General features: G+C 61.6%; 13 protein-coding genes and 1 pseudogene. 6 read left to right on the top strand and 8 right to left on the bottom strand.

Going from position 1 to position 13,853, the window contains the following annotated elements:
* Positions 1-39: 39 nt before the first annotated feature.
* Positions 40-423, bottom strand: coding sequence for a MerR family transcriptional regulator (locus V7787_RS43460; protein ID WP_003253954.1), 384 nt, complete (start codon positions 421-423; stop codon positions 40-42).
* A 164-nt stretch (positions 424-587) separates the two neighbouring features.
* Positions 588-1,166, bottom strand: coding sequence for an NAD(P)H-dependent oxidoreductase (locus V7787_RS43465; RefSeq protein ID WP_003253953.1), 579 nt, complete (start codon positions 1,164-1,166; stop codon positions 588-590).
* 297 nt (positions 1,167-1,463) lie between these two features.
* On the opposite strand from V7787_RS43465, the gene dapB reads away from it, so the two are divergent.
* Complete coding sequence (gene dapB / locus V7787_RS43470; RefSeq protein ID WP_198748195.1) at positions 1,464-2,282, top strand: 4-hydroxy-tetrahydrodipicolinate reductase; 819 nt, start codon at positions 1,464-1,466, stop codon at positions 2,280-2,282.
* An 18-nt stretch (positions 2,283-2,300) separates the two neighbouring features.
* On the opposite strand, the gene V7787_RS43475 is transcribed toward dapB, so the two are convergent.
* The 4 genes and pseudogenes from V7787_RS43475 to V7787_RS43490 all read right to left on the bottom strand — a co-directional run bounded on the left by V7787_RS43475 (position 2,301) and on the right by V7787_RS43490 (position 4,519).
* Positions 2,301-2,810 carry a hypothetical protein gene (locus tag V7787_RS43475; protein ID WP_196766235.1) on the bottom strand — a complete coding sequence of 170 codons (510 nt, stop codon included), beginning with the start codon at positions 2,808-2,810 and terminating at the stop codon, positions 2,301-2,303.
* Between the two features lie 102 nt (positions 2,811-2,912).
* Positions 2,913-3,143, bottom strand: a pseudogene (locus tag V7787_RS43480) (type II toxin-antitoxin system YhaV family toxin); the annotation flags it as partial.
* Positions 3,143-3,460, bottom strand: a complete 318-nt coding sequence (locus tag V7787_RS43485; protein WP_198748196.1) for a type II toxin-antitoxin system PrlF family antitoxin — start codon at positions 3,458-3,460, stop codon at positions 3,143-3,145. The pseudogene V7787_RS43480 and the gene V7787_RS43485, both read right to left, overlap by 1 nt.
* A 144-nt stretch (positions 3,461-3,604) precedes the next feature.
* A complete protein-coding gene (locus V7787_RS43490) occupies positions 3,605-4,519 on the bottom strand; it encodes a LysR family transcriptional regulator (protein WP_003253946.1) in 915 nt (304 codons plus the stop codon).
* A 206-nt stretch (positions 4,520-4,725) separates the two neighbouring features.
* Between V7787_RS43490 and V7787_RS43495 the strand changes: the two genes are divergently transcribed.
* The 3 genes from V7787_RS43495 to V7787_RS43505 all read left to right on the top strand — a co-directional run bounded on the left by V7787_RS43495 (position 4,726) and on the right by V7787_RS43505 (position 9,003).
* Positions 4,726-5,748, top strand: coding sequence for a zinc-dependent alcohol dehydrogenase family protein (locus V7787_RS43495; protein ID WP_014591301.1), 1,023 nt, complete (start codon positions 4,726-4,728; stop codon positions 5,746-5,748).
* A gap of 514 nt (positions 5,749-6,262) precedes the next feature.
* Positions 6,263-7,648: a hypothetical protein gene (locus V7787_RS43500; protein ID WP_064493102.1), complete on the top strand. Its 1,386-nt coding sequence runs from the start codon at positions 6,263-6,265 to the stop codon at positions 7,646-7,648.
* Positions 7,648-9,003 (top strand): aminotransferase class I/II-fold pyridoxal phosphate-dependent enzyme, encoded by a 1,356-nt coding sequence (locus V7787_RS43505; protein WP_064493101.1) that lies wholly within the window; start codon positions 7,648-7,650, stop codon positions 9,001-9,003. The genes V7787_RS43500 and V7787_RS43505 overlap by 1 nt, the downstream gene beginning before the upstream one ends.
* Before the next feature lie 124 nt (positions 9,004-9,127).
* Here the strand turns inward: V7787_RS43505 and V7787_RS43510 are convergent, their stop codons facing one another.
* Positions 9,128-10,429, bottom strand: a complete 1,302-nt coding sequence (locus V7787_RS43510; RefSeq protein ID WP_336093854.1) for an MFS transporter — start codon at positions 10,427-10,429, stop codon at positions 9,128-9,130.
* 66 nt (positions 10,430-10,495) lie between these two features.
* The gene (locus V7787_RS43515) at positions 10,496-11,809 is read right to left on the bottom strand and encodes an L-fuconate dehydratase (protein ID WP_198748197.1); all 1,314 of its coding nucleotides are present in this window, start codon (positions 11,807-11,809) and stop codon (positions 10,496-10,498) included.
* 101 nt (positions 11,810-11,910) lie between these two features.
* Between V7787_RS43515 and V7787_RS43520 the strand changes: the two genes are divergently transcribed.
* On the top strand, positions 11,911-12,858 hold the full coding sequence (locus tag V7787_RS43520; RefSeq protein ID WP_198748198.1) for a LysR family transcriptional regulator: 948 nt from the start codon (positions 11,911-11,913) through the stop codon (positions 12,856-12,858).
* A gap of 27 nt (positions 12,859-12,885) precedes the next feature.
* Positions 12,886-13,853 (top strand): LysR family transcriptional regulator (locus V7787_RS43525; RefSeq protein ID WP_104887500.1); only part of this gene is annotated, 968 nt, incomplete at its 3' end.

Below are 13,853 nucleotides of genomic sequence, written 5' to 3' on the forward strand. Positions count from 1 at the left end.
CACCGGGCGCCATGGCCGTTCAGGGGCGGCGGAGCGGATTCAGCGGGCTTTTTCCAGGTGTTCGAACTGGCATTGCATCTGAGCATCCTTGAGGCTCAGCTCAAACTCAACCAAGCCGTCATGCACTTGCTGCAAGGCCTGGATCTGCCCCATCAATTCCTGCTTTTTGTTATCGATGGCCTGCATGGCCAGATCCCAGGGCAGCTCCTGGCCGCGATGATCCTGCAGAATGGCCTGCATTTCCTTGAGCTTGAAACCGAGTTGCTGAGCGCATTTGATGAAGGTCAGCAGCTCTACGCTTTGCTGGCTGTAGATGCGGTACTTGCCTTCGCGTTGCGGGGGTGGCAACAGGCCGATTTCTTCGTAATGGCGGATGCTTTTGACGGTGGTGCCCGACAGCTGGGCGGCTTTGCCGATGTACATGAAAATCCCTTTTTGACGCATCAGAAGCGAAAAGATGTCGCGTGCTCGTACAGGCGCGCGACATTTTTGCACAAGCGTCAGGGGGTGGGAAGCCAAGCTGAACAAGGCGTCACAGCAGGGTGGCTCGGCTGGGCAGCGCAGGGGCACGGCCCGACCGGGGCCGATCAGCGGCTGGCGACGGCCTGGACTTGTTTGAGCCAGGCTTCACGCTGTTCCGGCTTGGAGCCCAATACCGGACCGAAGGTCAGGGTTTTCAGAGGTTTTATGCCGCAGAACTCCAGGGTGGTCTTGCGCATTTGGTGCAGGCCCGGCATGCGATACACCCATCGGTAGTACCACGGCGGCGTGTCCATGGTCACCAGAAGGTGAGCCGTGCGGCCCTTGAGCAGCTTATCCGGGAAAGGCGAGCCCTTGCGGTACTTGAAGGCAAAACCGGGCAGAAACACGCGGTCGAAGAACCCCTTGAGCAACGCCGGAATGCCGCCCCACCAGATCGGGTACACCAATGTCAGGTGTTCGGCCCAGGTAATGTCGTTCTGTGCGTTGATCAGATCGGGCTCAAGCAACTGGATCTGGTTATAGCCATCGTGCAAGACCGGATCGAAATCCAGGGTATCCAGGCGCAGCAGGCGCACCTCATGGCCTGCTTGCGTGGCAGCCTCGACATAACGTTCGGACACAGCGCCGCAAAAGCTGTCGTTCGAAGGGTGGCCGAGGATTACGAGCATGCGTTTGCGCTTCATGACAAACTCCAGGTAATGAAGTGCCAAGGGTAAAGTCTGCCCCTTACGGTAGAGTCAAGCCTTGCCGGTTAGCGGTAGAGACAAACAGTCCAGCAGCGCTCGGGTGTAGCCCGGCAAACGTTGAATGAGCGGGTGCAGAAACGCAATGTGCGTTGAGCCAGTACTCAAAGCGTCTATGAAGCCTTACCGGCGCGAGATGAGCCGGCCGCACAAATTTCGTTGAGGGTGTGTTTTTAGAGGTCTCGTACCTCATACCGGTCGTGCAGACCGTTTTTTAAAGGAGACGTTTTGATACCTATGGATAGACCAATAAGACTGGTGGTATTGGGCGCGTCGGGGCGCATGGGTCAGAGACTGGTGCGAAGCTTGCTTCATGCCCAGGGTGCGTGCCTGCATGCTGCGGTGGTACGGCCTGGTTCCAGCTTGGTTGGCAAGGACTGCGCTGAAGTGGTGGGGAGTGGCCCGACTGGGGTGCATTTCACTGACGATATGTTGCGATCGCTCGACGGGGCTGATGGCGTGCTTGATTTCACCCAGCCCGAAGTCACGTTGCAATGCTTGGAGTACACCTCGGCCCGAGGGTTGGTTCACATTATTGGTACGACTGGTTTCAACCCCGAGCAGGAAGCGGCGATTGCTGGCAGCCAAGGGGCGCGCATTGTCAAGTCTGGCAACATGAGCGTAGGGGTGCAGTTGCTCAGTGCCCTCGCTGAAATTGCCGGTCGAGTGCTACCTGCGGAGGATTGGGATGCTGAGGTGCTGGAAATGCATCACCGTCATAAGGTAGATGCACCGTCCGGCACGGCGTTGATGATGGGGGAAGCGGTCGCCAAGGGCCGGCAGGTGGACCTAGGCAGCCAGGCGGTGCGCGTGCGGGATGGGCTGACCGGCCCGCGTGAAGTGGGCACCATTGGTTTCGCCACCCTTCGGGGGGGCTCAGTGGTGGGGGATCACTCACTCATCTTTGCGGGCGAAGGAGAAGTATTTACCCTTAGCCACCAGGCACTAGATCGGCAGGTTTTCACCCGAGGGGCGCTGCGGGCGGCACGCTGGGCTTGGCATCAGCCTGCCGGGGTATATTCCATGCAGGCGGTGCTTGGCTTGGCAGTGAATTGAGCGTGAGTGCGATGCGGGCTAGTGGTGCTCTAGTCGCATGGATTGGTCCAGCGCTTGCAAGAGTGTCTGGTCGATCTCGTCCAGATCCTTGCAGATGAACCGCACACCCGATGCCTGCATCTGCTGTTTCTGGTACAGGGTTGCGGGTTTGCCGATAAAGCCACAACCGAGCGTTTTGCTCACTTGGGCGACCCGGCTCAGGTCATCGATGAACACCAGCTCGCCGGCACCGGTAGCTGTTTGACGGTGGATTTCAGCCATGCCCGGACGTGCGTGGCCCATGTCGATGTAAGGCAGGTCGGCATCGAAGTACTCACTTACCGGCGCCAGGTAGCGGTCGAAGATCGCTGCCTTGGGGCTTCCCCCATATGCGGTGATACGAGCGCCTGTTTCTTTGAGTCGGGCGAGCAAGGCAACGGCTCCCGGTGCCAGCTGTACAGGGTGGCGTGCGGCGTACTGGGCTTGCTCTGCGAGGAAGGCATCTATGGTTTCCATGGCTGTCCAGGGCAGGTTGCAGGCCAGCGCCATGATGTGCCCCCCGGCCATATGCGGCGAGCCTAGTATCTGGCGTTCTAGATCGGCCGTGCGAAAGAACAGCCGAAAGCACCTGCCGATTGTTGCCCGCCGTCAATGTCGGTAGGCGGTGCCCAGCGTGTTGCCTTGGCGGAACTCATCACTGCCCGGGTCGGTAGGCACAGCCTCCATGATCAGATGGCTCAATGCCCAAAACAGCTTGACGTTGGCGTTGCTTTCAAAACCTTGCAGGTCGTTCTGCTCGGCCCGGGCGGCGGCTTCTTGCAATTTGCGTAGCTGTAAAGTCACACCTTCATGGAACAACAGTGTCCAGCCATGTCGCAGCATCAGATCGCGACCTCACTGTCGATATCTTCGTCCAGATTTACAGCGTGGCCCGCATTGGCGAGCATGGTTTGCGCCAGGTCTTCCGGCAGGGTGGTGAGGTTGCGCCCGCTTCGGATATCAGCCTCCAGCAAACCCAGGAACGCACCGATGGCAGGGTCCTCATGGATGGCTTCTACGCGGCTGACCACGACTTCCCCGGCACGTACGTCGAATGCGATCTTGCCACCCGTGTCGAGGCCTAAAAGCTGGCGAACGGACTTGGGCACTGTGAGCTGCCCCTTCGAGGTCAACGTGGCGATTTCGTGGATGGCAGGCATGAGCGTTCCCCCGGATGTATTGATTGAATGGTAAGGAATAATCCTTACGTGGTCAGGCTTGGTTTTCTGCTGATCAAGCATAGGCGGGGAGGACGCTCAGTAGCGCCGCAGGATGAGTTACACCACCCCTCGGGACACGATCCTCTAAAGACTGTCAGGATCCCCGAAGAACATCTGTATCCGCGACCGCAGCCACCGCTCCGCCGGGTCGTTGTCCTGTGCCCCGCGCCAGGCCATGTGCAGTTCGAAACTGCGCACGGGTATCGGCAGGTCCTCGGCCCGCAAGCCGCCGGCGGCCGTAAGTGCATCCGCCGTGTAGTCCGGTACCGTAGCCACGATATCGGTGCCTGCCAGCAAGCTCCCCAGCCCGTTGAACTGCGGTACCGCCAGCACCACGTGGCGCTTACGGCCGATTTCTTCCAGGGCTTCGTCGATGAACCCGGACAAGTCCCCGGCAAACGACACCAGTGCATGGGGCCGGGCGCAGAAGTCATCCAGGGTGATGCTGCCGGGTACGCTGTCGGCGCGCAGCAGTTTCGGCATGCTGCGGCGCAGCACCTTGCGCTTGGCGTTGGCCGGCAGTTCGCTGGTGTAGCTGACCCCCACCGAAATCTCGCCCGAGGCCAGCAGGGTTGGCATCAGCAAGTAGTTGACCCGTCGCACCACCAGCACGATACCGGGCGCCTCGGCGCGAATGCGCTTGAGCAGTTGCGGCAGCAAGGCGAACTCGGCGTCGTCCGACAGGCCGATGCGGAACACCGCATTGCTGGTGGCCGGGTCGAATTCGGCGGCGCGGCTGACTGCCGTGGAAATCGAATCCAGTGCCGGTGACAGCAGGGCGAAGATCTCGTGGGCCCGTGCCGACGGTTCCATGCTGCGCCCTGTGCGCACGAACAATGGGTCATCGAACAGGTTGCGCAGGCGCGACAGCGCCGCGCTGATGGCCGGTTGGCCGAGAAACAGTTTTTCTGCGGCACGGGTCACGCTGCGCTCGTGCATCAGCGTTTCGAACACGATCAGCAGGTTGAGGTCTACACGACGCAGGTCGTTTCGATTCATCGGTGCGCTTCGCCTAATGTGGGGCAGAGGTGAATCTTAAGGCCAAAGGCTGTTACCCTGCACGGGTTTAGGGGGACCAATCGCAGGGAAAGTCAGGTGCCCAATCGATGACAAGCATGTCGACTATTAATGGCCACTGATGGTCTAACGGGCAAAGCCCGGATAGAGTCAGTGGTAATTAGAGGTTCACAAAGGCGAGGTATGCGATGTCCCGCATGATCCGTTTCCACAAGTTCGGCGCTGCCGACGTGCTCCGTTGCGAAGAGCAGGCCGAACCGTCACCCGCTGCCGACGAGGTGCAGATCCGCGTCGAAGCGGTTGGCGTCAGCTGGTATGACGTGCTTTGGCGCCAGAATCTGGCACCGTCCCAGGCGCGTCTGCCAGCGGGGATCGGTCACGAAATGGCCGGGGTGGTGACTGCGGTTGGTGAAGGGGTCGATGACATTGCCGTCGGTGACCGGGTCGCCAGCTTCCCGGCCACCAGTGCCAACGACCACCCGGTGTACGGCGATGTCATCGTACTGCCCCGTACAGCCATCACGCGCTACCCGAATGTGCTCACTCCGATCGAGGCCAGCGTGCACTACACCCCGCTGCTGATCGCCTATTTCGCCTACGTCGACCTGGCACGGGCCAAGGCCGGGCAGACAGCACTGGTCACCGATGCCAGCCATTGCGCCGGGCCTGCCTTCGTGCAGCTGGGTAGGGCCTTGGGGCTGAAAGTATTCGCCGCCACCAAGGAAGCGGCGCAGCGTGATTACCTGCTGGGCTTGGGCGCAGACAAAGTGATCGTCACCGAAGAGCAAGACCTGCTGCTGCAGATTGGCAAGTACACCGATGGCCGTGGTGTGGACATGGTGCTCGACGGCATGGGCGGCCCGCAGATGTCGCTGTTGGGTGATGTGCTGGCGCCGCGTGGCAGCCTGGTGCTGTATGGTCTGCAAGGCGGCAACCAGACGCCGTTCCCGGCTTGCGCGGCATTCCAGAAGAACATTCAGTTCTATGTGCACTGCATCGGTAATTTCACCGGCAAGCCAGAGCTTGGCATCAGCCAGGATCAGGTGGCACTGCAGCGTGCCTTGCGCGATATCAACCAGTTCACGGCCGACCAGCTGCTGACACCGCAGATCATCAAGGTGTACCCGTTCGAGCAGGTGGTTGAGGCGCATCGCTACATGGACCAATGCCCGTGCGGCGGGCGCGTCGTGCTGGACATGGCGCATCACTGACGGTGGATGGCGCAAGCGGCGAACCCGGGCAAGGTCCCGGGTTTTTTGTGCGCGGGATAAAGTAATTCAACACTTAAAGTAGGACTGTTCCTACAATAAATCACGATATGGACTACATATAAGTCCGTAGTTTTCGGGATGTCAGAAATATCCCGGCAAATAATCAGCCTTGAACGCTTTTGCCTTGCGAGTCACTGTGAACTGACACGGATGCTGAATGGTTTTTTTACCCTGAACTGTATCTTCAATTCGCGCTGCCTCCCTCTCGATAATGGCCCAATGATAGTTTGTGCAAGGAACGTGGGATGAGCATGGCAATGCCTGATATGGAGCAGTATGTGACAGCGACAGGCCATCGCAGGGGCGGTTTTTTCTCGATGGCTTGGCGACAGTGAAGGGTTACGTCATTACTTTCATTTTGTTGTAGGAAATTTCTTCTAGGTAAGTTTGGTGCATGTTCACGCTCAAATGTTGGGTGCATGCGCTGGCTGCATGAAGTTGATGAGGTGATTGCGTGACTGCTATTCACGACCAGGCGATGCATTATATCTACCAGCAAGTACTCGAGCGCTTGTTGAATCACATGTCCCAGGCGCAGCGCGCTTCCTTGCAGTTGCTGATACAACGCCTGTTGGTCGCTGCAGGCGGGCCGGAGTACATCGGTACTTTCAGCTTGCAGGTATTGCAAGGGAGCGACCGCCGCAGCAGCCGGCTGCTGGCCATGTTGCGTGCCGCGCAGCTGAGCATTGCCCTGCGTTCGCCGGTAACCTTCCAGCTGCGGGTATTGGTGGTCAGCCTGCCGGTTGCCGATAGCGCCACGCTGGAAGCTCACGAGCGCAGTTTTAGCGCGTTGTTCATGCAGGATGACCCGCGCGTGCAATTGCAGATGATCGAGGGGCGCGCAGTGGTGCCGTTCAGTTGTCGGCTCTCGGTAATGCCTGAGCGCTGGCTGCTGGCGAGGGACGCGATGTTGATGTTCGGCCACATGATCGATGCCAGGCCGGAAGCCCTGCTGGGTTGCCGCCTGCACCTGGAGCTGGCGGGCGCCGTGGTTCAGGCGCTGCAGGCAGCGGTGCCTCCCGATGCGTTGGTCACCGCCATGCCCGGGCTCCAGCGGCGGCGATACCTGGCGTGGGCCCGGCGTAGCCTGCGCCTGGCCGGCGTGCATGCCCCGCATGCAGTGCACCAGTGCCTGGCGGCGCTGGCCCAAGGGCTGAGCCGATTGCACGGTGCTGTTGGGGGCGCACCGGGTGGTCAGCACGAGCCGGTTCCAGGCGCCGTACCGGAGCGTGCGCCGGTGCGGCTGATCGCTATTGATGACCTGTTGCCGCACTTGCTTGAAGAGCAGCAGCTTGACGCGATGCTGGGTTGTCACTTCGAGACGGCTGCGGATGCTTTGCCGCTGTCCGAGTTCGTCGACTCGCTAGCCACGGCACAGCTGCATGAACTGCGCGCCCGCAGTCTGGAGCCGCTGGTCGGGCGCCCAGCGCTGAGGCTGGCAGGGCAGGCGGGTGGCAGCAAGCAGCGTGACGCCGTGCCGTTGCTATTTGGCAAAGCCTACGGCATCAACCAGGCCCAACTGGTGTGCCTGCTGTTCAGCCCGTTTGCCAGGCAGGGGAAAAACCTCGAGCGGTTCTTGCAGTGTCGGCACGCCGACATGGTGGTGGCGTTGCCGTACCTGCACAGGGCCTTGCAAGGCAAACCCTGCCCCGATGCAGTCAAAGCCTGGCTGGTGAATACCAGTGGCTTGCCGTTGGGGCAACTGCGGCAAATTTATGATGGGCAGTTGCCGTTGGCGGGATGGCGCCTGCTTAACAACCTGGCCCGCCGCGATGTACACCTGAGGCTGCTGCCACAGCTGGCGTTGGGGCGGCGGCGTGGTGTTGCGGGGCTGCCTTGATGGGGCGAGCGGCCCCAGGCGAGTTCGCGTATCGCAAGGTGTATCGCTACCTGGAAGCGTTGATCGAACAAGCTGCAGGCGTTGGCACATGCCGGTTGCCGTCATTGCGTGAGTTGTCCCGGCGGCTGCGGGTGTCGTTGGCGACGGTACAAAGTGCCTACAGCCTGCTGGAAGAGGAGGGCCGTGTACACTGCCTGCCGAGGTCGGGCTATTACGTACAGAACGATGGCAAAGATCAGGCTGTGGCCGTGGCCCGGCAGCCTCCCTTGCCGACGCAGCCACTGTTGGAGCGCATGCTGCTTGGTCACGAACGGCGTTTGGCCCGTCAGCGTGATCGCAGCGTTGCGTCCTGGGAAGCGCTGGGTAGCGCCCGTTTGCGCAGTGCCGTGGCTGAGCGATACACCCGCTGCTCCAACCAGTACTGGCATGCCGATGACGTCCATCTGGCCCCCGATGTGCTCGCGTTGCTGGAGACGCTGCTTGCGGCGCTGGCCCTGCAAGGTGGTACCGCATTGGTGCATTCGCCCTGTTGCTGGCAAGTGTTGCGCGCCCTGGCGCGTGCCGGCATGCGCGTGCTGGAGGCACCACTGGATGCCCGTGGCAACCCCGAGCTGCACGCGTTGGCCAAGCTGCTGGGTAGCGAGCCGGTAAGCCTGCTGGTCATGCCGTCTTGCCTGGGCATGCCACAAGGGCGGCTGGTTTCCCCGTATTACCAGCAGCAGCTTGGTCTTTTGCTTGGCCAGCACCCTGTATGGCTGCTGGAAAACGACCTGGACAGCGAGCTCTGTTACGACGGGCCGCCGAGCACACGCCTGCGTGACTGGATCGACCCGCGCTGGCTTCTGGTGATGGGCACGTTCGAGGCCGCAGTGGGGGCAGAGGCGCCGTATGCCTATTTACTGAGCCGTGACACCGTGTTGGCCAAGGCATTCGCTGAACGGGCGTATCGGCTTGCGCCGCTACGTTTGCAGGCGCTTGCTCACATGCTCGGCAAGGGGGAAATCGAAACGCAGCTGGTACAGCAACGCACAGACTTGCAAAGGCGTACGCAATACCTGGCGCATGCACTGCAATCGCAATTCGGCCAACGGGTGGTCTTCGACATGCCGCAAGGTGGGCAGATGCTGTGGGTGAGCTTTTGCCAGCCGCTGGCGTGGGACGGTATTACCGCAGCGTTGGCAGGTTCTGCACTGCACGCACTACCGGGTGAGCAGTTCGGCCTGCCGGGGCATTACCCTCAACACCTTGCTCTGATCTGGCTGGGTGGACGCCCGGATGAACTGCAACTGGTGGTAAGGCGACTGGCGCAGGCGCTTGAGGTGCGCTGCGGGCGAAACACCCGCATCACAAGTTGAAATCAAGACGCTTGCAGGTGCTGCCAAGTGCTGCGAGAGGGCCGACAAGTGAAATGACGGCCTGAAAACCTCAAGGCTCCGCAGCACAAAGAGCCACCTGCAGGCGGCGTAAATTGAGTTCTCCTCAGGGTTGCTCTTGCCCCTGACGCAAACGGGTACTGACCAGCGCCGCACATACCAGCAACGCGGCAATGATCCACAACCCGTTGCGGGTGCTGCCGGTGGTCTGCTCGATCAAGCCCATCACCGACGGCCCGACGAAACCGCCAAACAGACCGCAAGTGGTGACAAAGGCCAGGCCCGCCGCCAACGCACTGCCGCTCAGTCGGCTGGAGGGAAAGACGAAGATGATCGACTGCACCACGAACAGCATCAGCGCGGTCAGGGAAAACCCGAGCAGGCCGATGAACGAGTTGGCCAGCGATGCCAGCAGCAATCCGGCCGCCATGGTCAGCAGGCCAAGGAACAACAGGGTGCGGCAGCGGCGCGGCGAGGTGGCCAGGCGTGGGAAGGTAGCTGCGCCAATGGCTGCTGCAATCCACGGCACCGCTGTCAGCAGGCCGACCTGGAAGGGCGAAAGCGCAGCGTAGGTGCCGATAATGCCCGGCAGGAAGAAAATCACCGTGTAGATGGTGATCTGGTGCACGAAGTAGACCACGATCGCCAGCCAGATCTGCCGGTCGCGGAACATCTGCCCCAGCTTGCTCTGCTGCGGTGCGGCGGCCTGCTCTGCGGCCAGGCGGCGCTCGATGTCCTGGGCGTCGGCAGCCGTCAGCCAAGGCGCCGAGGCCGGACCGTCCGGCAGCTTCTTCCACACCACATAGGCCAAGGCTACGGCGGGCAGGCCTTCGAGCACGAACAACCATTGCCAGCCATGCCAGCCCAGTACACCGTCCAGCTCCAGCAGGGCACCGCCCAGCGGGCCGCTAAGGATGTTGGCCAGGCACACACCCAGCAGGAAGTACCCCGTGGCACGGGCGCGTTGTTCGCGGTCGAACCAGTAGGTCAGGTACAGCATTACCCCGGGGAACAGGCCAGCTTCGGCTACCCCCAGCAACAGGCGCATGATGTAGAACGAGGTTTCACCCTGAACGGAGGCCATGCCCGCCGAGAGCAAACCCCAGGTAATCATGATACGGGTGATCCAGAAGCGCGCGCCCACCCGGTGCATGATCAGGTTGCTGGGCACTTCGGCCAAGGCATAGGTGAGGAAGAACAAGCCCGCGCCCAGGCCATAGGCGGCTGCCGAAAGGCCCAGGTCGATGCCCATGCTGGCTTTCGCCAGGGCGATGTTGGTGCGGTCAAGAAAGCTCATCACGTAGACGACGATGAGCAGTGGCATCAATTTGCGTAGCAGCAGGCCGTTCAAGCGCTGCTCATGGGTGGTGGCAGGGGCGCAAGCCGCTGCGCGGGTGAGGGTTGTCATTGTTTTTTTCCCCGTGAAAAGTGCTGGTGGTGTGCCGCGCAGCAGCGGCACACCCAGGTCTGTGGGTCAGGAACGGTTGATGTCGAGCCACACGGCGCCGTTGGGGTACTGGTAACGTTCCAGGGTCTCAGCGTGCATCTCAATGCTGTAGCCAGGGCGTTGTGGCGGCATGTAGCGCCCGCGATGGATCACCACCGGGTCGATGAAGTGCTCGTGCAGGTGGTCGACGTACTCCAGCACCCGGTTGTGCAGCGAGGCAGAAACCGCGATGTAGTCGAAAAGCGCGATGTTCTGCACATATTCGCACAGCCCGACGCCACCGCCGTGCGGGCAGACCGGCACGTCGTACTTGGCGGCCATCAGCAGCACGATCAGGACCTCGTTAAGGCCACCCAGGCGGGCTGCGTCCAGCTGGCAGAAGTCCAGTGCACCGGCCTGGAACATCTGCTTGAACATCACCCGGTTGTGGCAATGCTCACCGGTGGCGACACCGATTGGCGCAATGCGCTGGCGAATGGTGGCGTGGCCAAGAATGTCATCGGGGCTGGTCGGTTCTTCGATCCAAAGCGGTTCGAATGCGGCCAGGCGGCGCATGTTGGCCACCGACTCTTCGACGCCCCACACTTGGTTGGCATCCATCATCAGGGTGCGTTCCCAGCCGATTTCGTCGCGCAGGATGCTGGCGCGGCGGATGTCTTCTTCCAGGTCGGCCCCGATCTTCTGTTTGATGTGGGTCCAGCCGTCTGCCACGGCCTCGCGGGCCAGTTTGCGCATCTTCTCTTCGCTGTAGCCCAGCCAGCCCGGGGCAGTGGTGTACCCGGGGTAGCCTTCACGCAGCATGTGTGCCTCGCGCTCGGCTTTGCCCGGCGCCTGGCGGCGCAGCAGGGCGATGGCCTCTTCGGGGGTGAGCACGTCGGTGACGTAGCTGAAGTCCAGGCAGCGCACCAGCTGCTCTGGCGTCATGTCGGCCAGCAGTTTCCACACGGGCTTGCCTTCGTGCTTGGCCCAGAGGTCCCACACTGCGTTGATGATGGCGGCGGTGGCCAGGTGGATCACGCCCTTTTCCGGGCCCAGCCAGCGCAACTGGCTGTCGCTGAAGGTAAAGCGATGCCAGAAAGCGCCCATGTCGGCGCTGATTTCTTCGAGCGTAAGGCCGACGATCAAGGGGGCCAGCGACTGCACCGCTGCCGCGCATATCTCGTTGCCACGGCCGATGGTGAAGGTCAGGCCGTGGCCCTCGAGGGCGGCAGCGTCGGTGTGCAGCACCACGTAAGCCGCCGAATAGTCGGGGGTACTGTTCATGGCGTCGGAGCCATCCAGCGACAGCGAAGTGGGGAAACGGATATCGCGAACGCTCAGGTGGGTAATGCGTATGCTCATGGTCGACTCTTGTTCTGCTCAGGCACAGGGAGACCTGACTGTAGGTTGTCGAGCGATACAGGCATAATCGCCAAATCTTAATCAGCGATACCGGATTCGATATGTCTCGCTTGCCACCTGACAAGGCCCAGGCGCCTGCCAGCCTCGGTACCTTGAAGATTTCCAGCCGTCAGATCACGTTGCTCAATGCGCTGGGCGAATTCGGCAACCTGCGCCGCGCCGCCGCCGCGATGCACACCACGCAACCGGCCGCCAGCCTGTTGCTACAGCAGCTTGAGGAGCGCCTGGGGGTACGTCTGTTCGAGCGCCTGCCCCGGGGGATGCAAGCGACGCTGTATGGCGAGGTGATGATTCGCTATGCGCAAAACGCATTGCATGAGTTCGATCATGCCCAGGCGCAAATCGCCGAACTGGCGCGCGGGGCGTTGGGCCTGGTGCGGGTGGGCAGCGTCATGGGCCCGGTACCGGGCGTACTGACCAAGGCGGTGCTGGCCTACAAGCGCGACCAGCCCAAGGTACGTATCTCGCTGGAAGTGGGCACCAGCGATACCTTGCTGCCGGCCTTGCTACGCGGTGATTTCGATATGGTGGTGGGGCGCCTGCCGGACCAGAGCGACAGCCAGGAACTGAATATCGAGCTGTTCGACGGCGGTGAGCAGATGCGTGTGATTGCTCGCGCAGGTCATCCCTTGGCGACAGCCACAGGGCTGCAGCTGGCCGACCTGGTGAGCTTGACGTGGATCTTGCACCCCATCGGCAGCCCGATGCGCCGTCGCGTCGAAAGCGCATTGCAGGCCGGCGGCATGGTGCAGTCGCTGGATATCGTCGAAACCGCGTCGATCCTGGCGACCACTGCCATGCTCGAAGCGTCCGAAATGATTGCGGTGGTGCCCAATGACGTGGCCCAGCATTATGCCCGCTATGGCATGGTCGCCATCCTGCCGGTGGAGTTGCCATTGGCGATGGCCAACCTTGGGGTGCTCACCCTGCGTTCGCGGCCCAACTCGGTTGCCCTTGATACCTTGCTGCGCTACCTGCGGGCACAATAACTTTCACCTGCATGAGGCCCTGCGTCTATGCCGCCGGACATGACCCATTCCAGTTTTTGCAACTGGATCCGCTACAAGCACCTGGTGTTGATCGACACCCTGGCGCGCACGCGCAACATGCACGCCACCGCCACGCGCATGAACCTCAGCCAGCCGGCGCTCAGCAAAATGCTGCGTGACCTTGAGGAGCAGTTCGGCTTTGCCCTGTTCGAGCGCCTGCCTCGCAGCATGCCGCCCACCGAACTGGGTGAATACGTGGTGCGGTACGCCCAGGGTGCCCTGGCCGAGTCGCAACAGTTCGTCGATCAGGTCAACCGCCTGCGCAACGGCGGGCACGGTTTCATCCGCGTTGGCGGTATCTTTGCCGCGACCGCATTGGTATTGCCGCAGGCCATCGCCGCCATCAAGGCGCGAAGCCCGTTACTGTCGATTGAAGTGGTGGAGCATTCCAGCGATCACCTGCTGACCATGCTCGAGCAGAACAAGCTGGACATCATGATTGGCCGCTTCACCGAGGAACGCTTCGGTCAGCTGTTCGACTTCCAGCCGCTGGAGCCTGAACCCTTCAGCCTGGTGGTGAACAGCGAGCACCCGCTCAACCAGCTCGACAACACACCGCTTGAAGCGCTAGGCGATTGGCCGTGGGTGCTTTATCCGGTAGGTACGCCCATCCGCAACCGCCTGGAGCAGGCGTTCCGGGTGGCCGGAATCGCCACGCCTGCCGACTGCGTGGAGACCATCTCCATGCCGATGTTCCTGCAGTTGCTGCAATCGGCACCGATGATTGCCATGCTGCCGCGCTCAATGGTGGCCGCGCAGTTGGCCAGCGGGCAGTTCAAGGAGCTGCGCAGCTCTTTGCAGGTGCCCGCGCTGGAGTATGGTGTGGTCACCCGCAAGGATGAACCGCTGAGCGCCTCCGCCAGGGCGTTTGTCGAGATTCTGCTGGAGGGCGCGCAGCGCCGGCGGCAATCCCCGGCAGATGCTGCGTTCTGCCC

Source organism: Pseudomonas sp. CGJS7 (genome assembly GCF_036961695.1).

Coding starts and splice junctions, on each gene's coding strand:
- V7787_RS43460 (WP_003253954.1), bottom strand. CDS start 423: ATGTACATCGGCAAAGCCGCCCAGCTGTCGGGCACCACCGTCAAAAGC.
- V7787_RS43465 (WP_003253953.1), bottom strand. CDS start 1,166: ATGAAGCGCAAACGCATGCTCGTAATCCTCGGCCACCCTTCGAACGAC.
- dapB (WP_198748195.1), top strand. CDS start 1,464: ATGGATAGACCAATAAGACTGGTGGTATTGGGCGCGTCGGGGCGCATG.
- V7787_RS43475 (WP_196766235.1), bottom strand. CDS start 2,810: ATGGCGCTGGCCTGCAACCTGCCCTGGACAGCCATGGAAACCATAGAT.
- V7787_RS43485 (WP_198748196.1), bottom strand. CDS start 3,460: ATGCCTGCCATCCACGAAATCGCCACGTTGACCTCGAAGGGGCAGCTC.
- V7787_RS43490 (WP_003253946.1), bottom strand. CDS start 4,519: ATGAATCGAAACGACCTGCGTCGTGTAGACCTCAACCTGCTGATCGTG.
- V7787_RS43495 (WP_014591301.1), top strand. CDS start 4,726: ATGTCCCGCATGATCCGTTTCCACAAGTTCGGCGCTGCCGACGTGCTC.
- V7787_RS43505 (WP_064493101.1), top strand. CDS start 7,648: ATGGGGCGAGCGGCCCCAGGCGAGTTCGCGTATCGCAAGGTGTATCGC.
- V7787_RS43510 (WP_336093854.1), bottom strand. CDS start 10,429: ATGACAACCCTCACCCGCGCAGCGGCTTGCGCCCCTGCCACCACCCAT.
- V7787_RS43515 (WP_198748197.1), bottom strand. CDS start 11,809: ATGAGCATACGCATTACCCACCTGAGCGTTCGCGATATCCGTTTCCCC.
- V7787_RS43520 (WP_198748198.1), top strand. CDS start 11,911: ATGTCTCGCTTGCCACCTGACAAGGCCCAGGCGCCTGCCAGCCTCGGT.